General features: G+C 71.4%; 21 protein-coding genes. 14 read left to right on the top strand and 7 right to left on the bottom strand.

Annotated features, from left to right (window positions below; all coding sequences use genetic code 11):
- The first annotated feature begins 105 nt into the window (after window positions 1-105).
- The 6 genes from ACFTZC_RS20135 (at window position 106) to ACFTZC_RS20110 (ending at window position 6,404) form a co-directional block, all read left to right on the top strand.
- Window positions 106-1,116 (top strand): ABC transporter permease, encoded by a 1,011-nt coding sequence (locus ACFTZC_RS20135; protein WP_382891497.1) that lies wholly within the window; start codon window positions 106-108, stop codon window positions 1,114-1,116.
- The gene (locus ACFTZC_RS20130; protein WP_382891495.1) at window positions 1,113-2,219 is read left to right on the top strand and encodes an ABC transporter ATP-binding protein; all 1,107 of its coding nucleotides are present in this window, start codon (window positions 1,113-1,115) and stop codon (window positions 2,217-2,219) included. Before ACFTZC_RS20135 ends, ACFTZC_RS20130 begins: the two co-directional genes overlap by 4 nt.
- Window positions 2,216-3,484: an ABC transporter ATP-binding protein gene (locus ACFTZC_RS20125; protein ID WP_382891493.1), complete on the top strand. Its 1,269-nt coding sequence runs from the start codon at window positions 2,216-2,218 to the stop codon at window positions 3,482-3,484. Before ACFTZC_RS20130 ends, ACFTZC_RS20125 begins: the two co-directional genes overlap by 4 nt.
- Window positions 3,485-3,667: 183 nt before the next feature.
- Window positions 3,668-4,339, top strand: coding sequence for a trimeric intracellular cation channel family protein (locus tag ACFTZC_RS20120; RefSeq protein ID WP_382891491.1), 672 nt, complete (start codon window positions 3,668-3,670; stop codon window positions 4,337-4,339).
- Between the two features lie 86 nt (window positions 4,340-4,425).
- The gene (locus ACFTZC_RS20115; RefSeq protein ID WP_382891489.1) at window positions 4,426-5,259 is read left to right on the top strand and encodes a thioesterase family protein; all 834 of its coding nucleotides are present in this window, start codon (window positions 4,426-4,428) and stop codon (window positions 5,257-5,259) included.
- Between the two features lie 134 nt (window positions 5,260-5,393).
- The gene (locus tag ACFTZC_RS20110; RefSeq protein WP_382891487.1) at window positions 5,394-6,404 is read left to right on the top strand and encodes a helix-turn-helix transcriptional regulator; all 1,011 of its coding nucleotides are present in this window, start codon (window positions 5,394-5,396) and stop codon (window positions 6,402-6,404) included.
- Here the strand turns inward: ACFTZC_RS20110 and ACFTZC_RS20105 are convergent.
- Entirely contained in the window at window positions 6,331-7,290 is a 960-nt protein-coding gene (locus ACFTZC_RS20105) for an alpha/beta fold hydrolase (protein ID WP_382891630.1), read from the bottom strand. The two genes, ACFTZC_RS20110 and ACFTZC_RS20105, sit on opposite strands and share 74 nt — an antisense overlap.
- Before the next feature lie 153 nt (window positions 7,291-7,443).
- On the opposite strand from ACFTZC_RS20105, the gene ACFTZC_RS20100 reads away from it, so the two are divergent.
- Window positions 7,444-8,607, top strand: a complete 1,164-nt coding sequence (locus ACFTZC_RS20100; RefSeq protein WP_382891486.1) for a cysteine desulfurase family protein — start codon at window positions 7,444-7,446, stop codon at window positions 8,605-8,607.
- Window positions 8,608-8,705: 98 nt separating this feature from the next.
- On the opposite strand, the gene ACFTZC_RS20095 is transcribed toward ACFTZC_RS20100, so the two are convergent.
- Window positions 8,706-9,452 carry an N-acetylmuramoyl-L-alanine amidase gene (locus ACFTZC_RS20095; RefSeq protein ID WP_382891484.1) on the bottom strand — a complete coding sequence of 249 codons (747 nt, stop codon included), beginning with the start codon at window positions 9,450-9,452 and terminating at the stop codon, window positions 8,706-8,708.
- Window positions 9,453-9,512: 60 nt separating this feature from the next.
- Between ACFTZC_RS20095 and mnmA the strand changes: the two genes are divergently transcribed.
- Window positions 9,513-10,640, top strand: a complete 1,128-nt coding sequence (gene mnmA, locus ACFTZC_RS20090; RefSeq protein ID WP_382891482.1) for a tRNA 2-thiouridine(34) synthase MnmA — start codon at window positions 9,513-9,515, stop codon at window positions 10,638-10,640.
- A 166-nt stretch (window positions 10,641-10,806) separates the two neighbouring features.
- On the opposite strand, the gene ACFTZC_RS20085 is transcribed toward mnmA, so the two are convergent.
- From ACFTZC_RS20085 to ACFTZC_RS20065, 5 genes are all read right to left on the bottom strand, one after another.
- The gene (locus ACFTZC_RS20085) at window positions 10,807-11,583 is read right to left on the bottom strand and encodes an alpha/beta fold hydrolase (protein ID WP_382891480.1); all 777 of its coding nucleotides are present in this window, start codon (window positions 11,581-11,583) and stop codon (window positions 10,807-10,809) included.
- An 88-nt stretch (window positions 11,584-11,671) separates the two neighbouring features.
- Window positions 11,672-12,007 carry a DUF427 domain-containing protein gene (locus ACFTZC_RS20080; protein WP_382891629.1) on the bottom strand — a complete coding sequence of 112 codons (336 nt, stop codon included), beginning with the start codon at window positions 12,005-12,007 and terminating at the stop codon, window positions 11,672-11,674.
- 33 nt (window positions 12,008-12,040) lie between these two features.
- A complete protein-coding gene (locus tag ACFTZC_RS20075; RefSeq protein WP_382891478.1) occupies window positions 12,041-12,865 on the bottom strand; it encodes a MerR family transcriptional regulator in 825 nt (274 codons plus the stop codon).
- A 15-nt stretch (window positions 12,866-12,880) separates the two neighbouring features.
- Window positions 12,881-13,642: an ABC transporter permease gene (locus ACFTZC_RS20070; protein ID WP_382891476.1), complete on the bottom strand. Its 762-nt coding sequence runs from the start codon at window positions 13,640-13,642 to the stop codon at window positions 12,881-12,883.
- A 9-nt stretch (window positions 13,643-13,651) separates the two neighbouring features.
- Complete coding sequence (locus ACFTZC_RS20065) at window positions 13,652-14,449, bottom strand: ABC transporter ATP-binding protein (protein ID WP_382891474.1); 798 nt, start codon at window positions 14,447-14,449, stop codon at window positions 13,652-13,654.
- 203 nt (window positions 14,450-14,652) lie between these two features.
- On the opposite strand from ACFTZC_RS20065, the gene ACFTZC_RS20060 reads away from it, so the two are divergent.
- From ACFTZC_RS20060 to gatC, 6 genes are all read left to right on the top strand, one after another.
- Complete coding sequence (locus ACFTZC_RS20060) at window positions 14,653-15,192, top strand: TIGR00730 family Rossman fold protein (RefSeq protein ID WP_382891472.1); 540 nt, start codon at window positions 14,653-14,655, stop codon at window positions 15,190-15,192.
- An 84-nt stretch (window positions 15,193-15,276) separates the two neighbouring features.
- Window positions 15,277-15,966, top strand: a complete 690-nt coding sequence (locus ACFTZC_RS20055) for an SDR family oxidoreductase (RefSeq protein ID WP_382891470.1) — start codon at window positions 15,277-15,279, stop codon at window positions 15,964-15,966.
- A gap of 32 nt (window positions 15,967-15,998) precedes the next feature.
- Window positions 15,999-17,042 carry a methionine synthase gene (locus ACFTZC_RS20050; RefSeq protein WP_382891627.1) on the top strand — a complete coding sequence of 348 codons (1,044 nt, stop codon included), beginning with the start codon at window positions 15,999-16,001 and terminating at the stop codon, window positions 17,040-17,042.
- Window positions 17,043-17,051: 9 nt separating this feature from the next.
- Complete coding sequence (gene ligA / locus ACFTZC_RS20045) at window positions 17,052-19,331, top strand: NAD-dependent DNA ligase LigA (RefSeq protein WP_382891468.1); 2,280 nt, start codon at window positions 17,052-17,054, stop codon at window positions 19,329-19,331.
- Window positions 19,332-19,593: 262 nt separating this feature from the next.
- Window positions 19,594-21,720, top strand: a complete 2,127-nt coding sequence (locus ACFTZC_RS20040) for a putative bifunctional diguanylate cyclase/phosphodiesterase (protein WP_382891466.1) — start codon at window positions 19,594-19,596, stop codon at window positions 21,718-21,720.
- 212 nt (window positions 21,721-21,932) lie between these two features.
- Window positions 21,933-22,229 carry an Asp-tRNA(Asn)/Glu-tRNA(Gln) amidotransferase subunit GatC gene (gene gatC / locus ACFTZC_RS20035; protein ID WP_010984178.1) on the top strand — a complete coding sequence of 99 codons (297 nt, stop codon included), beginning with the start codon at window positions 21,933-21,935 and terminating at the stop codon, window positions 22,227-22,229.
- Window positions 22,230-22,235: the final 6 nt, after the last annotated feature.

The following is a 22,235-nucleotide window of genomic DNA, read 5'->3' as shown; positions in this document are numbered from 1 at the left end:
ACTACCTCCCCCCGGTTAAAAAAAACCCCCCCCCCCCCTCCGGCGGTGTGGGGGGGGGGGCGGGCGGGGCCCCCCCCCCCCCCCCCGACCCGGCACCGCACGGCTGTGGCTGCGTACATCATCCGACGCGTATTCGCCGCGGTGTTGCTGCTGCTGGTGGTCAGCGCAGTCACGTTCGCGATCTTCTTCCTGGTGCCCCGGCTGGGCGGCCAGACGACCGACTCACTGGCCGCCCAGTACGTCGGCAAGGGCGCCGACCCCGACGCCATCGCCGCCATCAAGGCGAACCTGGGGCTGGAGGATCCGCTCTACCTCCAGTACTGGCACTTCATCAAGGCCATCATGGTCGGCGCCGAGTACAACTTCGGCCCCAACCCCACGGTGTGCAACGCGCCGTGCTTCGGCTACTCCTTCAAGACCCATGTCGAGGTGTGGCCCGAGATCCTCCTGCGCGTGCCGGTCACCTTCTCGCTCGCCATCGGCGCGGCGGTCATCTGGGTCGTCTCCGGTGTCGCCATCGGCGTTCTCTCCGCGCTCAAGCGGGGCTCCATCTTCGACCGCCTGGCCATGAGCGTCGCCCTCGCCGGCGTCTCGCTGCCGATGTTCTTCACCGGCATGGTCTCCCTCGCCCTCTTCAGCTTCCACTGGACGATCTGGGAAGAGCTGGAGTTCGTGCCCTTCTCCGAGAGCCCCGGTGACTGGGCCTGGAACCTCATCCTCCCCTGGTGCACCCTCGCCTTCCTGTACTCCGCCCTCTACGCGCGGCTCACCCGTGCCGGGATGCTGGAGACCATGGGCGAGGACTACATCAGAACCGCGCGGGCCAAGGGGCTCCAGGAGCGCACGGTGGTCGTCAAGCACGGCCTGCGCGCCGCGCTCACCCCGCTCATCACCATCTTCGGCATGGACTTCGCGCTGCTCCTCGGCGGCGCGGTCATCACCGAGCGTGTCTTCGACTTCCAGGGGATGGGCGCGTACGCGATCCAGGGCGTGACCAAGAGCGACCTGCCCGTCGTGATGGGTGTGACGCTGGTCGCCGCCTTCTTCATCGTTCTCTGCAATCTGCTGGTGGACCTCGTGTACGCCGCGATCGACCCCCGGGTGAGGCTCTCATGAGCGACGTGAGCAAGAAGAAGGACGCGAGCGGGGACGACGCGGGTACGGGTACGGGAGCCACCGCCGGCGCCCCGCCGGCGAAGGACGCGTTCCTCTCCGTACGGGACCTGCGCATCCACTTCGACACCGACGACGGCCTCGTGAAGTCCGTCGACGGCGTCAGCTTCGACCTCCAGGCGGGCAAGACCCTCGGCATCGTCGGCGAGTCCGGCTCCGGGAAGTCCGTCACCTCGCTCGGCATCATGGGGCTGCACACCTCCGAGCGCGCCCGCATCTCCGGCGAGATCTGGCTGGACGGCGAGGAGCTGATCGGCGCGGGCCCCGAGCGGGTGCGCCAGTTGCGCGGCCACAAGATGTCGATGATCTTCCAGGACCCGCTCTCCGCGCTGCACCCGTACTACAGCATCGGCGCGCAGATCGTGGAGGCGTACCGCGTCCACAACAAGGTCGACAAGAAGACCGCCAAGAAGCGGGCCGTCGAGATGCTCGACCGGGTCGGGATCCCCGAGCCGGCCCGGCGCTACAACGACTACCCGCACCAGTTCTCCGGCGGTATGCGCCAGCGCGCGATGATCGCGATGTCCCTGGTGAACAACCCCGAGCTGCTCATCGCCGACGAGCCGACGACCGCCCTCGACGTGACCGTCCAGGCGCAGATCCTCGACCTCATCCGGGACCTCCAGAAGGAGTTCCACTCGGCGGTCGTCATCATCACCCACGACCTCGGCGTCGTCGCCGAGATCGCGGACGAGCTGCTCGTGATGTACGCCGGGCGCTGCATCGAGCGCGGCGCGTCGGAGAAGGTCTTCTACCAGCCGCAGCACCCCTACACCTGGGGTCTGCTGGGCTCGATGCCCCGCATCGACCGCGAGCAGACCGACCGGCTGGTGCCGGTCAAGGGAACCCCGCCCAGTCTGATCAACGTCCCGTCCGGCTGTGCCTTCAACCCGCGCTGCCCGTACGCCGACGTCCCCAAGGACGACCTCACCCGTACGGTCCGTCCCGACCTGCGGGAGATCACCGACGGGCACTTCTCCGCCTGCCACATGTCGCGCGCGGAGCGGGAAAAGATCTGGACCGAAGAGATTGCGCCGAAGCTGTGACTGAGCTGACGAAGAAGATTCCGGAGCAGGTCGCGGCGGACGGGGCCGCCGCGGGCGGTCCCTCGGAGGGCCCGGAGCCGATCCTCAAGGTCACCGGCCTGGTCAAGCACTTCCCGATCACCAAGGGCGTGCTGAAACGCAAGGTCGGCGCGGTCCAGGCGGTCGACGGGCTCTCCTTCGACGTACGTCCCGGGGAGACCCTGGGCGTCGTCGGCGAGTCCGGCTGCGGCAAGTCGACCATGGGCCGCCTGATCACGCGGCTGCTCGAACCGACCGGTGGCACGGTCGAGTTCCAGGGCAAGGACATCACCCACATGTCCGCGGGCGCGCTGCGGCCGATGCGCCGCGACATCCAGATGATCTTCCAGGATCCGTACGGCTCGCTGAACCCGCGCCACACCATCGGCGGGATCGTCTCCACCCCCTTCAAGCTCCAGGGCATCGAGCCCGAGGGCGGCGTGAAGAAGGAGGTGCAGCGGCTGCTGGAGCTGGTGGGCCTGAGCCCCGAGCACTACAACCGCTACCCGCACGAGTTCTCCGGCGGACAGCGCCAGCGCATCGGCATCGCGCGGGCGCTGGCCCTCAACCCGAAGCTGGTCGTCGCCGACGAACCGGTCTCGGCGCTGGACGTGTCGATCCAGGCCCAGGTGGTGAACCTGCTGGACGACCTCCAGGAGGAGCTGGGGCTGACGTACGTGATCATCGCGCACGATCTCTCGGTCATCCGCCATGTCTCGGACCGGATCGCGGTGATGTACCTCGGCAAGATCGTCGAGCTGGCGGACCGCAAGTCGCTGTACGAGTCGCCCATGCACCCGTACACGAAGGCGCTGCTGTCGGCCGTGCCGGTGCCCGACCCGAGCCGGCGCGGCGGCAAGAGCGACCGGATCCTGCTCAAGGGCGATGTCCCGTCGCCGATCTCGCCGCCGACCGGCTGCCGGTTCCACACCCGTTGCTGGAAGGCGACGGAGGTCTGCAGGACGACGGAGCCGCCGCTGATCCAGCTCGCGCCGGGCCACCAGACGGCCTGCCACCACCCGGAGAACGCGCCGGACCAGCGTCCGCAGGACACGGTCTCGGTGGCATCGCGGGAGACGATCGAGCTGGCGGACGTGGCGGACAGTGCAGACGTGGCCGACGGTGCGGAACCGTCGACCGAGGCCAAGACCGAGGCCAAGACCGACGTCAAGCCGGAGGCCAAGCCCGACACGTCGGCCGAGGCCACGTCGGACTCCGGTTCGGACGCCGGCGGCACCTCCGAGTAGCGGACCGTACGAGGAGCAGCCCCTACGAGGGGCGCACCGTACGAGGAGTACTGAGCGACACCCGAGGCCCGGCGGACATCCGCCGGGCCTCGGCCATGCGGTCCGGCGGGCCGTCGGCCCTGCGGTCCGCCGGGAAGGGTGGGCCCGATCGGGGGTGTCCGGCGGGAGCGGCACAATGTCCGGGTGCTCCACACCCTCTTCACCCTGTTCACCCCGTCCGTCCAGCACGCGCTGGACCTCGCCGGCATCTTCGTCTTCGCGATCTCCGGCGCCCTGCTCGCCGTACGCAAGAACTTCGACGTCTTCGGCATGGCGGTGCTGGCCGAGATCACCGCGCTGGGAGGAGGGCTGCTCCGCGATCTGATCATCGGGGCGGTCCCGCCCGCCGCCTTCACCGATCTCGGCTACTTCTCCATGCCGCTGGTGGCGACCGTGCTGGTCTTCTTCCTCCATCCGCACGTCGAGCGGATCCAGGGCGCCGTCAATGTCTTCGACGCGGCGGGGCTCGGGCTCTTCTGCGTCACCGGGACCGTCAAGGCGTACGAGTACGGGCTCGGTCTCACCTCCTCGGCCGTGCTCGGTCTGGGCACGGCGGTCGGCGGCGGAGTACTGCGCGACGTCCTCGCCAACGAGGTGCCCTCGCTGCTGCGCTGGGACCGCGACCTCTACGCGGTGCCCGCCATCGTCGGCGCGACGATGGCGGCGCTCTGCATCCGCTTCGACGTGCTCAACGGCCTCACCATGGGGATCGCCGTCCTGACCGCGTTCGTTCTGCGGCTGCTCGCGATGCGCTTCCACTGGCGGGCGCCGCGCGCCTGGAACCGGCGCTCGGCCACGGTGGAGGAGCCCGCGTGACCCCGCCGAGCCGGAGCGCCGCGGAGCGCCTCGTACCGATAACTTAAGCTACCGCTTAGTAAATTCATGTTGTACGGTTGCGTTCCATGGCACAGGCATCCATTGGTGACAGCGAGTTCGATCGCGAGACGGCCGTCACCCCCGGCGCCCCGGGCGTCTACGACACACAGCTCTTCCCGGGCTGGACCGTCATGAACATCGTCAACGGCGGCTATCTGCTGGCCGTCATGGGCCGCGCGCTCGGTGACGCGCTGCCGCACTCCGACCCGTTCGCGGTCTCCGCCCACTACCTCACGCCCTCGGTGCCGGGACCGGCCGTCGTGCGGACCGAGGCCGTCCGCACCGGCCGTACGCTCTCCACCGGCCAGGCCTCCCTCTTCCAGACCGGTGAGGACGGGAGCGAGGTGGAGCGGATCCGGTTCCTCGCCTCGTACGGTGACCTGGACGCGCTCCCCGACGACATACGCACGGCGGCGAAGCCGCCCGAGATGCCACCGCTGGAGCGGTGCGTCAGCACCTCCGAAGGGCCCCTGCCGGACGGTGACTTCACCATTATCGACCGGCTCTCCATGTGGCTCGACCCCGCCACGGTCGGCTGGGCCGTGGGCGAGCCCTCCGGCCGGGGCGAGATGCGCGCCTGGTTCGGGCTCGCGGACGGCCGCGAGCCCGACCCGCTCTCGCTGCTCTTCACCGTCGACGCGCTGCCGCCGACCTCCTTCGACCTGGGCCTGCGGGGCTGGACCCCGACCGTCGAGCTGACCGCCCACATTCGCTGCCGCCCGGCGCCGGGGCCGCTCCGGGTCGCCATCACCACCCGTAACCTGGCCGGAGGCTTCCTGGAGGAGGACGCGGAGGTCTGGGACAGCGCGGACCGGCTGGTGGCCCAGTCCCGCCAACTGGCCCGTGCCCCCCGCGCCTGACGCGCCTCCCGGACGGTAGGCAATCCCGGACGGCAGGGAACCCCGGGTGGCAGGGAACCCTGGACGATAGGGAACCCCGGTTGGCAGGGAATACCGGCCGATAGGAAGTCCGGGCGGTAGGGAATCCTGGGCAGGTGAAGTCCGACCGGCTGCTCTCCATCCTCCTGCTGCTCCAGACCCGCGGGCTCGTCCCGGCCGCGGAGCTGGCCGCGCGGCTCGAAGTCTCCGTACGAACCGTCTACCGGGACGTCGAGGCGCTGGCCGTCGCCGGAGTCCCCGTCTACGCCGAGCGCGGGCGGCACGGCGGCTTCGCGCTGCTGCCCGGCTTCCGTACCGATGTGACCGGGCTGACCGCCGACGAGTCCCGCGCTCTGTTCGTCCTCGCCGCTTCGGGCGCCCATACCGCGCTCGGTCTTGACCGGGCGCTCGGCTCGGCCCTGCGCAAGGTGATGGCCGCCCTGCCGGAACCGCACCGCCCCGCCGCCGAGTTGATCAGCCGCCGGATCCTGGTCGATCCGGAACGCTGGATGCGCCCGCAGGGGCCGCCCGTCGAACTCGACGAACTGACCACGGCGGTCTTCACCGACCGGCGGCTGCGGCTGCGCTACCGGCACGGAGGCACGGCGACGCCGCGCGCCTACACCGTCGATCCGTACGGTCTCGTCGTCAAGGCAGGCGTCTGGTACCTCGTCGCCGACCACCGGGGCGCGCCCCGGCTGTTCCGCGCGGAGCGCGTCCGGAAGGCCACCGTCACCGACGCGCCCGTACGGCGGCGGGCGGGCGCTGAGCTGGCGGACGTCTGGGCGGCGCTGCGCAGAGGTGTCGAGATCCGGCCCGCGCGGGTGCGGGTCCGGGCGAGGGTGCGGGTCTCGCGCATGGACATGTTCCACCGGATCCAGGCGGCGCACCTCACCGAGGAGCCGGTGGTGGAGACCGGCGGGGAGTGGGCGGGGGTGCGGCTCGCCTATCCCGAACTCGGCGCCGTGCGCTCACTGCTGGCCTTCGGCGAGCACGTCGAGGTCCTGTCGCCGCCGGAGGCGCGGGAGCAGATGGCCCGCGCGGCGGCTGCCACTATGGAGTTGTACGCGGCCGATCCGCCCCCGGACGCACGGGAGGGCGGGCGCGAGGCGGAACGTCAGGACTGACGCGCGGGGCTGACGCGTAGGACTGACGCCCGGGACGAAACCGGCCACTGATCAGAAAACGGCCGACCGCCGCCGTGAGTTCCGCCGGCGCGTCCTCCTGCACAAGATGGCCGGTATCCGCCAGTAGCCGCAGCTCGGCGCCCGGAATCAGCGCCGCCAGCTCCGCGCCCTTGGCCGCCGGGATCCAGGTGTCCTCCGCGCCCCAGCAGATCAGCACCGGCAACTCCAGCTCCCCGTACCGATCCTGGATCTCGTCCGTGTACCGCTGGTCGTTCTGCCGGATCTGCCGGTAGAAGGCGGGCTGCCCCGCCACCCCGCACCAGTCGTCGACCAGCCGTTCCAGGACCGCAGACGACAGCCCCCGGTGGCTCGCCGAGGAGACGTACTCCCGCACCAGCGCCCGGTGCAGGGCGGGCGGCAGTTGGGCGAAGACGTCGCCGTGCGCCCCGAGCAGCCGGTACGCCGCCGAACCCCAGGGCGCCAGCGCCACCGGGTCGACCAGCACCAGCCGTTCGTACGCCGCGCCGTGCAGGAGCCGGGCCCGGAGCGCCACGCACCCGCCGAAGTCATGCGCGACGACGGCCGGTGGGTGCCCCGCGTCACCGCTCAGGCCCCAGTGCCCGAGGAGTTCGGTGAAGACCCGCGCCTGGGCCGCCAGCGACACATCCTGCCCCGCCCTCTTCTCCGAGGCCCCGTACCCCGGCATGTCCCAGACCAGGACCCGGTGGTCCGGCGCGAGCGCGCGGGCGAGGGCACGCCAGACGTACGAGGAGAACGGCGTCCCGTGCAGCAGCACGACGGGCGGCAGTCCGGGTGAGCCGAATGCGGCCCAGCGCACCTCGCCGGACGAGCTGGGGAACGTACGGTCGAGCCTCCACTCAGTCATGAGCGTCATGCTAGACACTCCTTACGGTGCCCGGCCAGCCCCCGGTACCGGCCGATACCCGGCCGTCCTGACCCGGTCGGAGCCGGCCTGTGGCGGCTGCGCGCCGTACCGGCTGCGTGGGTGCCCGTCCGCGCTCGTAGAATCGAGCCCACCATGGCTTACCTCGACCACGCCGCGACCACTCCGATGCTGCCGGAGGCGATCGAGGCGATGACCGCCCAGTTCGGCCTCGCCGGCAACGCCTCCTCGCTCCACGCCGCCGGGCGCAGGGCCCGCCGTACCGTCGAGGAGGCCCGTGAGACGTTCGCGGAGGCCCTCGGCGCGCGCCCCAGCGAGGTGGTCTTCACCTCGGGCGGCACGGAGGCCGACAACCTCGCCGTGAAGGGGCTGTACTGGTCCCGCCGCGACGCCGACCCGGCCAGGACCAGGGTGCTCGCCAGCCCGGTGGAGCACCACGCCGTTCTCGACGCCCTCGAATGGCTCGGCGAACACGAGGGCGCCACCGTCGAATACCTCCCCGTCGACTCCTACGGGCGGGTGCTGCCCGACGTGTTGCGGGCGGCGATCGAACGGAACCCGCTCGATGTCGCCCTCGCCACCGTCATGTGGGCGAACAACGAGATCGGGACGATCCTGCCGGTCCCGGAACTGGCCCGGGTGGCGGCGGAGTTCGATGTTCCGCTGCACTCGGACGCGGTCCAGGCCTTCGGCCAGACCGAGCTGGACTTCGGTGGTTCCGGGCTCGCCGCGATGACCGTATCCAGCCACAAGATCGGCGGCCCGTACGGCATCGGCGCCCTGCTGCTCGGCCGGGATTACACCCCGGTGCCCGTGCTGCACGGCGGCGGCCAGGAGCGCCATGTCCGCTCCGGCACCCTCGACGTGCCCGCCGTCGCCGCCTTCGCGGTCGCGGGCCGGCTCGCCGCCGAGCGGCGCGAGGAGTTCGTCCGCGAGATCGGCGCCCTGCGGGACGAACTGATCACGGCCGTACGGGCCGCCGTCCCCGACGCGGTCCTCGGCGGCGACCCCGACCACCGCCTCGCCGCCAACGCGCACTTCAGCTTCCCCGGCTGCGAGGGCGACTCCCTGCTCCTGCTGCTCGACGCCCAGGGCATCGAGTGCTCGACCGGCTCCGCCTGTACCGCGGGGGTGGCCCAGCCGAGCCATGTCCTGCTGGCCACCGGCAGCGACCCGGACCTGGCCAGGGGCACCCTGCGGTTCTCCCTCGGTCACACCTCCACGGCGGCGGACGTCGAGGCGGTCGCCCGGGCCATCGGCCCGGCGGTCGAGCGCGCGCGCAACGCGGGCCTGAGCTGACACGACGCTGAGCCGCCGGCCCGCCCGAGCCGCCGGTACGGAGCCCTGGGCTCCGGGCGGCTCAGGCCCCTCACGGCGGTCAGGCCCCCCGTGTCGGCTCAGGCCCCTCGCGCGGCCACCGACCCCGACGGCGAGGGGGAGGGCTCGACCGGCTCCGCCTCCCGTACCAGCTGCAGATAGCGGGGCCAGTCCCAGTGCGGCCCGGGGTCCGTGTGGTCCGTCCCGGGGACCTCGACATGCCCGATGATGTGCTCGCGGTCGACGGGTATCTCGTACCGCCGGCATATGTCGGCAGTCAGCCGCGCCGACGAGCGGTACATCGCGTCCGTGAACGACTCGGGCTTGTCCACGAAGCCCTCGTGCTCGATACCGATCGAGCGTTCGTTGTAGCTCCTGTTCCCCGCGTGGTACGCCACGTCCAGCTCGCGGATCATCTGCGCGACCTGTCCGTTCTCACCGACCACGTAGTGCGACGCGGCGCCGTGCCCGGGGTCCTGGAAGACCTTCAGCGCCACCTCGTAGCTGCCCTGGACGACATGGACGACCACCCGGTCGATGCGGAAGTCGTCGGGCCGGTCAGCCCGGCGCCAGTTCGCCGACGAGGCCGCCACCCACTCCGAGGGGGCGTAATCCAGCTCACCCTCCTTGCGCGGCTTCCCGACCCCCGGCACCTGCCACCAGAACCGCGCCAGCTCGTCCCGCGCCAGCACACCCCCGCCGACCACGGCCGCCGCGCCGCCGATCAGCACCGCCCTGCGGGCAATCTTCTTCCCGTCCCGGGGCGCGGGCGCCCGGCGGCTGCCCCTCGCGCCGCTGCCGGCCGTACCCTGCTCGTTCTCGCCCATATGATCGTCAACGCATATCCGCGCGACTGTGGTTCCCCCGGGCCGTACCCTGGTTGGGCTATGACTCAGAATTCCCAGCGTTCCCTGCGCGTACTCGCCGCCATGTCGGGCGGCGTGGACTCCGCCGTCGCCGCCGCCCGCGCCGCCGAGGCGGGCCACGACGTCACCGGCGTGCACCTCGCGCTCTCCGCGAACCCGCAGTCCTTCCGTACCGGTGCGCGCGGCTGCTGCACCATCGAGGACTCCCGGGACGCGCGCCGCGCCGCCGATGTGATCGGCATCCCGTTCTACGTGTGGGATCTCGCGGAACGCTTCCGCGAGGACGTCGTGGAGGACTTCGTCGCGGAGTACGAGGCGGGCCGTACCCCCAACCCGTGCCTGCGCTGCAACGAGAAGATCAAGTTCGCGGCCCTGCTGGACAAGGCGCTCGCCCTCGGCTTCGACGCGGTGTGCACGGGCCATTACGCGACGGTCGTCACCGCCGCCGACGGCTCGCGCGAGCTGCACCGGGCCAGCGACATGGCCAAGGACCAGTCGTACGTCCTGGGTGTGCTGGACGAGCGGCAGCTCGCCCATGCGATGTTCCCCCTCGGTGACACGCTCACCACGAAGGACGAGATCCGCGCCGAGGCGGAGCGCCGGGGCCTGGCCGTGGCGAAGAAGCCCGACAGCCACGACATCTGCTTCATCGCGGACGGTGACACCCAGGGCTTCCTCGCGGACCGCCTGGGCCGGGCCGAGGGCGACATCGTCGACGAGTCCGGTACGAAGATCGGCAGCCACGACGGCGCATTCGGCTTCACCATCGGCCAGCGCAAGGGCCTGCGCATCGGCCACCCGGCCGCCGACGGCAAGCCGCGCTACGTCCTGGACATCTCCCCGGTCGACAACCGCGTCACGGTCGGCCCCGCCGCCGCCCTCGACGTCATCGCCCTGACCGCCCTCAAGCCCCGCTGGTGCGGCACCGCCCCCGTCGGCCCCGGCGGCTACACCGCCCAGCTGCGCGCGCACGGCGGCGAGACCCCGGTGACGGCCGAGCTGATCGACGGCACCCTCCACGTCCGCTTCGGCGAACCGGTCCGCGGGGTCGCCCCCGGCCAGGCGATCGTCCTGTACGACGGCCCCCGCGTCGTCGGCTCGGCGACCATCGCCACCACGGAACGCCGCACGGGGGCGCTGGCGGGCTGACGCCCGGTGCCCCGGTTCGTCATACGGTCATGCCGCCACACCGAATCGGAGAGGCGTCCCCCGAGCAGTTCTTCGGAGCGCCTCCGGAGCGCGCGGGCGAGATCGGCGGCGAGGGCCTGAGGGCCCGTGGCGCCACGGCCTTGCGCTGGTAGTGGTAGTCCCCCGGTCACGCCGCGAAGAACTCCTCCAGGACCGGCGCCAGCACGTGCGGGGCCACCTCGTGGGTCTGGCCCGTCAGGGTGCGGTGCCGGCCGCGCGGGAGGGCGCGGGCCGCCGCGCGGGCCGCGTCGCGGACGACCGGGGGGCTCGCGCCGCCGTCCACGATCATCGCGCGGGTGGTGACCGCCGAGAGGCGGCGGAGCGGGATCAGGCCCTCGCCCAGCACCTGGTTGTCGTACGCGAGGGTGTGGGCCACCGCCGCCAGGTCCGCCCACAGGGGGGAGCGGCGCATCACCTCGATCGTCGCCGGGTGCAGATCCATGGCCGACAGGAACAGCTCCACCGCGTCGTCCCGCAGCCCGCGTGCCAGCAGCTCCGTCAGCCGCTCCGTGTACGCGGCCCTCGCCCGCAGGGCGGCCGGGTCGGTCGCGTACGGCGGTTCGTACACCGCGAACTGCGTCACCGGCAGCCCCGCCGCCACGGCCTCCAGGACCAGCGCGCCGCCCGAGGACACCCCGTACAGCGCCGCGCTGCCGCCCGCCGCCGCGAGCAGCGCCGCGAGGTCCTCGACCTCACGCTCCACGGCGTACGGGGCCCGGTCGCCGCTCGCGCCCCGGCCGCGCCGGTCGTAGGTGATCGTCGCGAAGCGCGGCGCGAGCAGCCGGGCCAGCGGAGCCTCCGACTCCGCCGTGCTGAACGCGCCGCCCACCAGAATCACCGGCGGTCCCTCGCCCGACCGCCGGTAAGCGATCGGGGTGCCGTCCCCCGACTTCACCTTGCACACGTTGTCCATGGAGAGTCAGACCGGCGGACCGCGCCCAACTCATCGCTCCACGGCAGAAGTTTTTCGCAGTGGATTTCCGCCGGCCTTCTCAGGCGGCCACGACCTCGGTGTCGTAGAAGCAGAAGTGGTCCTTGACCTGCGCCACTTCGGCCTTCGGGGTCGGGTAGCCCCAGACCAGGTCCGGCGCGTCCGGCAGCGACCAGTAGGACGCGTCGCCCTTGAACGGACAGTGGGTCGTGGTGTCCGAGGGCGTCAGCAGCTCCGTCCGTACGTCCTGCGGCGGGAGGTAGTAGCGGACCGGGCAGCCGGTCTCGCGCAGCACCAGCGGGGCACGGCTCTCCGCGACGACCTGTCCGTCCCGTACGACGCGCACGTGCTCCGTGCCCTGCTCGACCGTGATGCGGTGTCCTGCGGCCATGGTGATCGGTCCCTTCGGATGGGTGGTTCCGGTTCCCTCCTACTGTTCAGCAATGCCGCGCGCCGCGCTCTTCCCGGAGGGCGGCGGCTCGGTGCCGAGCCGGTCGGCGGGCACACGCTCGATGCGGGTCCAGCCCCTCCAGCCCCGCTCCTCCAGGATCGCCACGACCCGCCTGGCGCCCGGTGAGGACTCGACCATGCTGGAGTCCAGCAGGTCGACGAGCTGGTCGTCGAAGACGTCGGTGCCCAACTCGCCGGCCTCCACAGCGCGCATCATCAGGCGCTCCACGATGTCGGCGATCTCGACCACGCGCGGATCGTCGACCGGCCGGTCGAGTGCCCCGTTGAGAAGGCTGTAGAGCTTCACCATGTCAGGGTCGTCCAGTTCCGCGTGCTTCTTGGCGATCACCGCGTCCATCAGATGCGGCACCTGGGCGGCGATCATGATCCAGGCGTCCCGCTCCATCTCGATGTACCGCTCCTCGACGCCGAGGCCGCGCACCCGGTCGAGGTAGTCCACGACGCTCTGGGGGAGCGCCAGGTGCTCTCCGGCGGCGAGCCGGGCGAGCCGTCCGCGGGTGTCCCGCAACCGCCGGATCTCGGCGCGCAGGTCCTTGTCGATCGTCTGGACGCCCTCGGCGAACTCCTCCGGGCCGGCGTCGAGGAGTTCCTGCACCCGGGCCAGCGGCACGCCGGCATCGGCCAGGGTGCGGATCCGGATCAGCCGTACGATCGCGGCGGCGTCGTAGCTCCGGTAACCGGACCGGTCGCGCTCGGGCTCCGGCAGCAGCCCGATCCGGTGGTAGTGGCGAACCGCCCGCACCGTCACCCCGGCGTACGCCGCGAGCCGGCTGATGGTGAGCATGGGTCTCAGCCTGCCTCAGGTGAGCTTCCGGCGGTAGGCGCCCATCGCGAAGACGTACGCCACGACGAGGATGCCGACGCACCACGCGAGGGCGGTCCAGATGTCGTCCCCGACCGGCCGCTGGGCGAAGAGGTCGCGGATCGTGTTGACGATCGATGTCACCGGCTGATGCTCGGCGAACCAGCGCACCGGGCCGGGCATGGTCTCCGTGGGCACGAACGCCGAGCTGAGGAACGGCAGGAAGATGAGCGGGTAGGCGAACGCCCCCGCGCCCTCGACCGACGTCGCGGAGAGCCCGGGGATCACGGCGATCCAGGTCAGGGCCAGGGTGAACAGAAGCAGGATGCCGGCGACCGCGAGCCAGGCCGGCACTCCCGCTCCTGAGCGGAAGCCCATGAGCAGAGCGACGCCCACGACGATCACGAGCGAGATCACGTTGGCGACCAGGGAGGTGAGGACATGGGCCCACAGCACACCTGACCGTGCGATCGGCATGGACTGGAATCGTTCGAAGATTCCGCTCCTCATGTCGGTGAACAGCCGGTACGCGGTGTAGGAGATGCCCGACGCGATCGTGATGAGCAGGATGCCGGGCAGCATGTAGTTGACGTACGAGACCGACCCGGTGTCGATCGCGCCGCCGAAGACGTAGACGAACATCAGCATCATGGCGACCGGTGTGATGACGGTCGTGATGATGGTGTCCATGCTGCGTGTGACATGGCGCAGCGTCCGCCCCGTGAGAACAGCGGTGTCGCCGAAGAAGTGCGCGTTCATTGCTGTCCCCTAGTTGTCGGTGCCGGTGGTGTCGCTCTTGTCGTCGCCGCCGATGATCGCGAGGAAGATCTCCTCCAGGGTCGGCTGCTTCTCGACGTACTCGACCGTGGCGGGCGGGAAGAGCCGCTTGAGCTCGGCGAGGGTGCCGTTCACGATGATCCGGCCCTGGTGGAGGATGGCTATCCGGTCGGCCAGCTGCTCGGCCTCGTCCAGGTACTGCGTGGTGAGCAGCACCGTCGTGCCGTGGCCCGCGAGCTCCTTGACCGCCTGCCACACCTCGATGCGCGCCTCGGGGTCGAGCCCGGCCGTCGGCTCGTCCAGGAAGATCACCGGCGGATTCCCGATGAGGCTCATCGCGATGTCCAGCCGGCGGCGCATCCCACCCGAATACGTCGACACCCGGCGCGCGCCCGCCTCGGTCAGCGAGAAACGCCTCAGCAGGTCGTCCGCGATCGCCGCCGGGTCCTTGAGGTGGCGCAGCCTGGCGACGAGTACGAGGTTCTCCCGGCCGCTGAGGATCCCGTCGACGGCCGCGAACTGCCCGGTGAGGCTGATGGACTCGCGTACGTTCGCGGATTGCGTGGCGACGTCGAAGCCATGGACGCTCGCCGTTCCCGCGTCGGCCTTGAGGAGCGTGGCGAGGATCCTCACGGTCGTGGTCTTGCCCGCCCCGTTGGAGCCGAGCAGGGCGAAGATGCTGCCCGGCGCCACGTCGAAGTCCACGCCGCGCAGCACGTCGAGCTTCCCGTACGACTTCTCCAGACCCCGCACGCGCATCGCCGGACCGGCGATCGATTGGGCCGTCATGGTCATCCGCCTCCTTTGCGGAGCTGTTCCAGGCGACTGCGAGGAAGCTCCTGCCGGAAGGATGGAGGGTTGACCCGGCGTCAAGGTCAAGCCCGCTCCGACCACGGCGCCGGAACCCCTGAGACCGCCCTGCCGGAGGCTCCGCGCGGTGGGCGCTCGCCGATCCACTCCTCGGCACGGGGCGAGCCCGTACCGTTCACCCCATGAATATCTGTGTCTTCCTCTCCGCCGCCGACCTCGACGAGCGCTACACCCGCCCCGCCCGCGATTTCGGCGAGCTGATCGGCAAGGGCGGCCACACCCTCGTCTGGGGCGGTTCCGACAGCGGGCTGATGAAGGTCGTCGCGGACGGCGTGCAGGACGGCGGGGGCCGGCTGGTCGGGGTGTCGGTGGACTTCCTCCAGAGCGTGGCCAGGGCGGACGCCGACGAGATGGTGATCGCGAAGGACCTCGCGGAGCGCAAGGCCCTGCTGCTCGCCAAGTCCGACGCCGTGGTGATCATGGTCGGCGGTACGGGGACGCTGGACGAGGCCACCGAGATCCTGGAGCTGAAGAAGCACGGCATGCACCGCCACCCCGTCGTGCTGCTCAACACGGCCGGTTTCTACGACGGGCTGAAGGAGCAGTTCCGGCGGATGGAGGACGAGGGCTTCCTGCCGCTGCCCCTCACCGACCTGGTCTTCTTCGCCGAGGACGGGGTCGGTGCCCTCGCCTACCTGGAGGAGGCGGTCGGCGTTCAGTGACCGCCGAGGTGATCCCCGAGCTGATCGCGAGGTGATCGCCGAGGGCGTGCGGTCGTCGGGTTCCGGTGATGCGACGATGACCGCATGGCTACCCATCTCATCACCGGTGCGGGCTCGGGCATCGGCGCCGCCGTCGCGCGCCGCCTGCACGGACGCGGCGACGACCTGATCCTGTTCGCCCGCGACGCCGGGCGCGCGAAGGAACTCGCGCGGGCCTTCCCCGGCGCCCGCACCCTCGTCGGCGACCTGGCCAACCCCGAGCGGCTCTCCTGGGCGCTCGGCCAGCAGGAACTCCCCGACCGGCTCGACTCGCTGCTGCACATCGCGGGCGTCGTCGAACTCGGCGAGGTCGGGGAGCTGACGCCGAAGGCGTGGCACGGACAGCTCACCGTCAACCTGATCTCCCCGGCCGAGCTGACCCGGCTGCTCCTGCCGCAGCTCCGCGTCTCCCGGGGGCAGATCGTCTTCGTCAACTCGGGCGCCGGGCTGACCGCCCACGCGCAGTGGAGCGCGTACGCCGCCTCCAAGCATGGACTGAAGGCACTGGCCGACGCGGTACGCGCGGAGGAGCGGCCCCAGGGCGTACGGGTCACCTCCGTGTACCCGGGCCGTACCGCGAGCCCCATGCAGGCCAAGGTGCACCAGCAGGAGGGCAAGGAGTACGACGCGTCCCGCTGGATCGACCCCGAGTCGGTCGCGACGACCATCGTGGCCGCGCTCGATCTGCCGCGCGACGCGCAGATCGACGACGTGACCGTACGGCCGGGCCGATGAGCGGGCCGATGAGCGGGCCGATGAGCGAGTCGATGAGCGGGCAGATCAACGGGGCGAACGGGGCGTCCGACGGCTCCGGGCCCGCCGTACCTCTCTGGGGGCCCGCCACCGGGGTCGGCTCCATGCCCGGCGGCGACGCGCGGGAGGCCGCCCGGGCCGTCACCGGCACCTTCGAGGACTTCCCGTACCTCCCCGAACTCCCCGCCCGGGGGCCGGGCGCCGACATGATCGGCCGTACGACCGGGCTCCTCGCGGAGATCTACGCCCGCGTGGAGCCCAGCGGCTGGCGGATCGGGGACCGGCCGGGCCGGGACACCAAGCGGGCCAGGTCCTGGCTGGGGGAGGACCTCGACGCGCTGGAGGAGTTCACCCAGGGGTACGAGGGGCCGCTCAAGGTCCAGGCCGTCGGACCGTGGACGCTCGCCGCCGCGCTGGAGCTGCGGGGCGGCGAGTCGGCCCTCGGCGACCCCGGAGCCTGCCGGGACCTGACCGCGTCGCTGGTGGAGGGGGTGGCCGGGCACCTCGCGGACGTACGGCGCCGGGTGCCGGGCGCCGTACCCGTACTCCAGATCGACGAACCGTCCCTCACCGCCGTGCTGCGCGGGCAGATCAGGACCGCCAGCGGCTACCGCACCCACCGGGCGGTGGACCGGCAGGTCGTGGAGGGCGCGCTGCGCGAGATGACCGCGCTCGCGCCGGGGGCCGTGGTCGTCCACTCCTGCGCGCCGGACGTGCCGTTCGCGCTGCTGCGCAGGGCGGGCGCGGCGGCCGTCTCGTTCGATTTCGGCCTGCTCACCGAGCGTGACGACGAGTCGATCGGGGAGGCGGTCGAGGCCGGTACGAAGCTGTTTGCCGGGATCGTGCCCGGCGTCGAGAGCCCGTTGTCAGACCCTGCCGGTAGCGTCATGGGTGTCAGGACGCTGTGGCGCAGGCTGGGGCTGGATCCGGGGACCCTCACGGGCTCCGTGGTGCTCACGCCGACCTGTGGGCTCGCGGGTGCCTCACCCGCGTACGCGCACGCCGCGCAGGCGCACTGCGTCAGGGCCGCGAGATCCCTCGCGGACAACCCTGAGTGACGGTCCCGGATGACGGGCCATGGTGATCGGGAGGACGAGACGGTGGCTGGCGAACAGCAGAGCGTGGTGCCCGCGGAGGCACGGGAGCGGCACGGCCTCCTCGCCGAGCAGATCGAGGAGCACCGCTTCCGGTACTACGTGAAGGATCAGCCGATCGTCAGCGACGGCGAGTTCGACCGGCTGCTGCGCGCCCTGGAGGCGCTGGAGGAGACGTACGCGGAGCTGCGCACGCCCGACTCGCCGACCCAGAAGGTCGCGGGGGCGTACGAAACGGACTTCACCGCGGTCCAGCACCGCGAGCGGATGCTCTCCCTCGACAACGCCTTCGACGACGAGGAGCTGGGGGCGTGGGCCGACCGCGTCGCCAAGGACGTGGGCACGCCGGACTTCCACTACCTGTGCGAGCTGAAGGTCGACGGACTCGCGGTCAACCTGACGTACGAACACGGCAGGCTGACCCGCGCGGCGACCCGGGGCGACGGCCGCACGGGCGAGGACATCACGCCCAACGTCCGCACGATCGCGGAGATCCCGCACCGCCTCGAAGGGGAGCGGATCCCCGCGCTGGTGGAGATCCGCGGCGAGGTCTACTTCCCGATGGAGGCCTTCCAGGAGCTGAACGCGCGTCTGGTGGAGGCCGGTGACAAGCCGTTCGCCAACCCGCGCAACGCGGCGGCGGGTTCGCTCCGCCAGAAGGACCCGAAGATCACCGCGACCCGCCCGCTCCACATGGTGGTGCACGGCATCGGGGCCCGCGAGGGCTTCGACATCGACTGCCTCTCCCACGCCTACGAACTGCTGCGTGAGTGGGGGCTGCCGACCGCCCGGCACAACAAGGTGGTCGGATCGGTCGCGGAGGTCCGGGAGTTCATCGCGTACTTCGGGGAGAACCGCCACTCCGTGGAGCACGAGATCGACGGCGTGGTCGTCAAGCTCGACGAGATCCCGCTCCAGGGCCGGCTGGGCTCCACCTCGCGCGCGCCGCGCTGGGCCATCGCCTGGAAGTACGCGCCGGAAGAGGTCAACACGAAACTGGTGAACATCCGGGTCGGCGTGGGCCGTACGGGGCGGGTCACCCCCTACGCCCAGGTCGAGCCGGTCACGGTCGCCGGATCCGAGGTCGAGTTCGCGACCCTGCACAACCAGGACGTGGTGCGGGCCAAGGGCGTCTGGATCGGCGACACGGTCGTGCTGCGCAAGGCCGGTGACGTCATCCCGGAGATCCTCGGCCCGGTCGTCGACCTGCGCCCGGACGACGCCCACGAGTTCGTGATGCCGACCGAGTGCCCCGAGTGCGGTACGCCGCTGCGCGCGATGAAGGAGGGGGACATCGACATCCGCTGTCCCAACGCGCGTACCTGCCCCGCCCAGTTGCGTGAGCGGCTGTTCTATCTCGCCGGGCGTAAGTGCCTCGACATCGAGAACTTCGGCTATGTCGCCGCGGCGGCCTTGACGAAACCGCTGGAACCGGCCATTCCACCGCTGCTCGACGAGGGCGATCTCTTCGACCTCACCATCGAGCGGCTGCTGCCCATCACGGCGTACGTGCTCGACCAGGACAGCGGGCTGCCCAAGCGCGATCCCAAGACCGGCGAGGAGAAAATCGCCACCGTCTTCGCCAACCAGGCGGGCGAGCCCCGGAAGAACGCCCTCGCGATGCTGGAGAACATCGCGGCGGCCAAGGAGCGCCCGCTCGCCCGGATCATCGCCGGTCTGTCGGTCCGTCATGTGGGGCCGGTCGCCTCCGAGGCGCTGGCCAGGGAGTTCCGTTCGATCGACCGGATCGACGCGGCGACGGAGGAGGAACTGGCGGACGTCGCCGGCGTCGGACCGATCATCGCGGCCTCGCTCAAGGAGTGGTTCGCGGTCGACTGGCACCGGGAGATCCTGCGCAAGTGGCGTGCGGCGGGCGTCCGTATGGAGGAGGAGGGCTCGGGCGAGGACGAGGGCCCACGGCCTCTGGAAGGGCTCACGGTCGTGGTGACGGGCACGCTGGAGCACTACACACGGGATGGCGCGAAAGAGGCGCTCCAGAGCCGTGGAGCGAAGGTGACCGGGTCGGTTTCGAAGAAGACCGCCTTCGTGGTGGTCGGTGAAAACCCCGGGTCGAAGTATGACAAGGCGATGCAGTTGAAGGTGCCCGTTCTGGACGGAGCGGGGTTCGCGGTCCTGCTCGAACAGGGCCCGGACGCCGCCAGGGAGGCCGCGCTCACCCCCGAGGAGCCCGCGGCCACCGGGGAGGAGGCCCCGTCGTCACCCGAGGAGGCTCCGGTTCCGCCGGTGGAGTGAGCCGGTTCCGTTCTCGCGGTGCGTGGCTTCACACCGTCGATTTCGGGCCGTCAACCTCACCCGTTCGGCGCATACCAGATGGATCAGGATGGGCCGGTCGCATTCGGGCAACAGATGTAGAGCGCTGCCCGTCGAGGCCTTTCGCGGCCTACTGTTGGGATGTGCGCCTGTCGAACACGGCTCAGTAGTCCGATTCCAGCCGTGTTGCACGACAACGTGCCATCGCGTGGCATCGGCTCCGCCGGCTGTGAGAGGGACGGGAATGAAACCGACCGAGAGCGCCGCCCCGGTCTCACCCCCGCGCGGATTCGCGGGATTTGGGGGCATAGCGGCCAGAACGCCCGTTCTGGTGGTGGGACTCGCCGTCGTCGTCCTGGTGACCGGCGTGGTGGGGACGCTACGGGACGGCCACGCGCTGTTCCCCGGCTCCGACGCCGGCTGGGCGCTGGCCGTCCTCACCGGAATCATCGTCGGCCATCTCGTCGCGCTCGGCCGCGACCGCTGGTGGGGCGGGACGGGCTCCGGCGCCGCGCTCACCCTCGCCGTGCTGCTGCTGTACGGCTGGGTCGCGGCCGGACTGGTCAGCGTGGCCGTCGTCGTGCTCGTCGGACTGGCCCGCAGACACCGCTGGCGCCAGGGCGTCCTGCACGGCGCCGCGGATCTGCTGGGGACCGGGGCCGCCGCGCTCGTCCTCGCGCTGTTCGGCGTGGTCCCCACCGTCGAGCGGCCCTGGCAGCCGCTCGGCTGGACCCTCGGTGACGTCCCGGAGGTCCTGCTCGCGGCGGCCGCCCAGCTCACCGTCACCCGGGTGCTGCTCCGGTACGCCCGGGCCCCGCAGGGCGCGGCGCTGCACGCCGCCGGGCGCCCGGCCCTCTACCGGCAGGGGCTCTTCGCGGTCGCGCTGCTCGGCATCGCCCCGCTGATCTGCGTCGTCGCGATGTCGCAGCCGGTGCTCCTGCCGCTCTTCGCCATCCCGCTGATAGCTCTCGACTCCACGCTGTGGATCGCCAGAGCCCGCGCCGAGGAACAGCTCCGCGACCCGCTGACCAAACTCCCCAACCGGCAGTGGCTGCTGGAGCGGACCTGGTCGGCCCTGGAGGAGGCGGAGGACCAGGGCGCCCGGTCGGCGCTGGTCCTGATCGACCTGGACCGGTTCCGTTCCGTCAACGACACCCTCGGCCATCTCGCGGGTGACCGGCTGCTGCTGCAGATAGCGGACCGGCTCCGGCTCGCCCTGCCGCGCGGGGCCGAGGCCGCGCGGCTCGGCGGCGACGAGTTCGCCGTGCTGCTCCCGACGTGCGACTCCACCACCAGCGCGCAGCGCGTCGCCCGCCATCTCGTGGCAGACCTCTCCTCCCCGCTCGACCTCGACGGCCTCACGCTCGTCCTGGAGGCGAGCGCCGGGGTGGCCGTCTATCCCGAGCACGCGCTGGACGCGGAGGGGCTGCTGCAGCGGGCGGACGTCGCCATGTACCAGGCGAAGCGGGACCGTACGGGCGTGGAGGTGTACGAGTCCAAGCGGGACTCCAACACCCCCGACCGCCTCGGGCTCCTCGGCGATCTGCGCCGTGCGCTGGACGCGCGGGAGGTGGAGCTGCACTACCAGCCGAAGGTCCGTTTCGACGGCCAGGTCGCCGGTCTGGAGGCGCTGGTGCGCTGGGTGCATCCCGAGCGTGGCCGCGTCCCTCCGGACGAGTTCATCGCGATCGCCGAGTCCTCCGGTCTGATGCCTCACCTCACGGAGTACGTACTGGACACCGCTCTCGCTCAGGTCGCCCGCTGGCGATCTCAGGGACTGATGGTGCCGGTCGCCGTCAACGTCTCGCCGCGGGACGTGCACACCCCCGGTTTCGCGGGCGCGGTGGCGGCGCGGCTGGCCCGGCACGGCGTCCCGGCGGGCTCCCTCCAGCTGGAGATAACGGAACACGTCCTGCTGGAGGACCCCCAGCGCGCCGCCGACACCCTCGCCGGTCTCACCGGGCACGGGGTCAAGATGTCGCTCGACGACTTCGGCACGGGGTACTCCTCGCTGGTCCATCTGCGGCGGCTCCCGGTGAGCGAGCTGAAGATCGACCGTTCCTTCGTGGCCCGGCTCGCGGTCGACACCGAGGACGCGGAGATCGTCCGCTGCACGGTCGACCTGGCGCACTCCCTGGGCCTGCTGGTCGTCGCGGAGGGCGTCGAGGACGACGAGACCTGGGAGCGGCTGCGGGACCTCGGCTGCGACGCCGTCCAGGGCTGGCTGGTGGCCGCGGCGATGCCGCCCCACGAGGCGACGGCCTGGCTGCTGGCCCGCGGCGAGCGCGGCTGGCAGCGCCCGGCCGAGCTGGAGGCGGCGCGGGCCCGTGAGTCGCTGGCCCGCGAACAGTCCGGCCAGGCGGTCACGTAGGGCCAGGCGGCCGCGTAGGGCCGGGCTGTGGTGGCGGTGAGGCGGGCGCGTACGGCCGGAGCGCGGTGCGGTGGGACGGTCCGGGAGGGCCCGTCCGCGGGGCGGTCCGGGCCGCCCCGCGGGTACGGGCGTCCCGGCCGTTTCGTGAGCTGGGGTGCCCGCCCCATAGGATTGGGGCACAACCCATCACACTCACCCCTGAGGATCGCTGCATGCCTGGCATCACGCGCGAGGAGGTCGCCCACCTCGCCCGGCTGGCGCGTCTGGAGCTGAAGGCCGAAGAGCTCGACCACTTCGCCGGACAGCTCGACGACATCATCGGCGCGGTCGCCCGCGTATCCGAGGTAGCCGACCAAGACGTACCGCCGACCTCCCACCCGCTGCCGCTGACGAACGTCATGCGCGCGGACGAGGTCCGCCCGTCGCTCACCCCCGAGCAGGCGCTTTCCGGCGCCCCTGCCCAGGAGCAGCAGCGTTTCAAGGTGCCGCAGATCCTGGGGGAGGACTAAACAGTC

It is taken from the genome of Streptomyces sp. NPDC056987 (genome assembly GCF_042673865.1).
GTDB lineage: Bacteria > Actinomycetota > Actinomycetes > Streptomycetales > Streptomycetaceae > Streptomyces.
This window is presented reverse-complemented; position numbering and strand designations above follow the sequence as displayed.

Bases quoted from the DNA above. Each gene is read 5' to 3' on its own strand.
- ACFTZC_RS20105 (WP_382891630.1), bottom strand. From the start codon at position 7,290: ATGACTGAGTGGAGGCTCGACCGTACGTTCCCCAGCTCGTCCGGCGAG.
- ACFTZC_RS20095 (WP_382891484.1), bottom strand. From the start codon at position 9,452: ATGGGCGAGAACGAGCAGGGTACGGCCGGCAGCGGCGCGAGGGGCAGC.
- ACFTZC_RS20115 (WP_382891489.1), top strand. From the start codon at position 4,426: ATGGCACAGGCATCCATTGGTGACAGCGAGTTCGATCGCGAGACGGCC.
- ACFTZC_RS20130 (WP_382891495.1), top strand. From the start codon at position 1,113: ATGAGCGACGTGAGCAAGAAGAAGGACGCGAGCGGGGACGACGCGGGT.
- ACFTZC_RS20075 (WP_382891478.1), bottom strand. From the start codon at position 12,865: ATGCTCACCATCAGCCGGCTCGCGGCGTACGCCGGGGTGACGGTGCGG.
- ACFTZC_RS20050 (WP_382891627.1), top strand. From the start codon at position 15,999: ATGAGCGGGCAGATCAACGGGGCGAACGGGGCGTCCGACGGCTCCGGG.
- ACFTZC_RS20040 (WP_382891466.1), top strand. From the start codon at position 19,594: ATGAAACCGACCGAGAGCGCCGCCCCGGTCTCACCCCCGCGCGGATTC.
- ACFTZC_RS20060 (WP_382891472.1), top strand. From the start codon at position 14,653: ATGAATATCTGTGTCTTCCTCTCCGCCGCCGACCTCGACGAGCGCTAC.
- gatC (WP_010984178.1), top strand. From the start codon at position 21,933: ATGCCTGGCATCACGCGCGAGGAGGTCGCCCACCTCGCCCGGCTGGCG.
- mnmA (WP_382891482.1), top strand. From the start codon at position 9,513: ATGACTCAGAATTCCCAGCGTTCCCTGCGCGTACTCGCCGCCATGTCG.
- ACFTZC_RS20055 (WP_382891470.1), top strand. From the start codon at position 15,277: ATGGCTACCCATCTCATCACCGGTGCGGGCTCGGGCATCGGCGCCGCC.
- ACFTZC_RS20100 (WP_382891486.1), top strand. From the start codon at position 7,444: ATGGCTTACCTCGACCACGCCGCGACCACTCCGATGCTGCCGGAGGCG.
- ligA (WP_382891468.1), top strand. From the start codon at position 17,052: ATGACGGGCCATGGTGATCGGGAGGACGAGACGGTGGCTGGCGAACAG.
- ACFTZC_RS20070 (WP_382891476.1), bottom strand. From the start codon at position 13,642: ATGAACGCGCACTTCTTCGGCGACACCGCTGTTCTCACGGGGCGGACG.
- ACFTZC_RS20065 (WP_382891474.1), bottom strand. From the start codon at position 14,449: ATGACGGCCCAATCGATCGCCGGTCCGGCGATGCGCGTGCGGGGTCTG.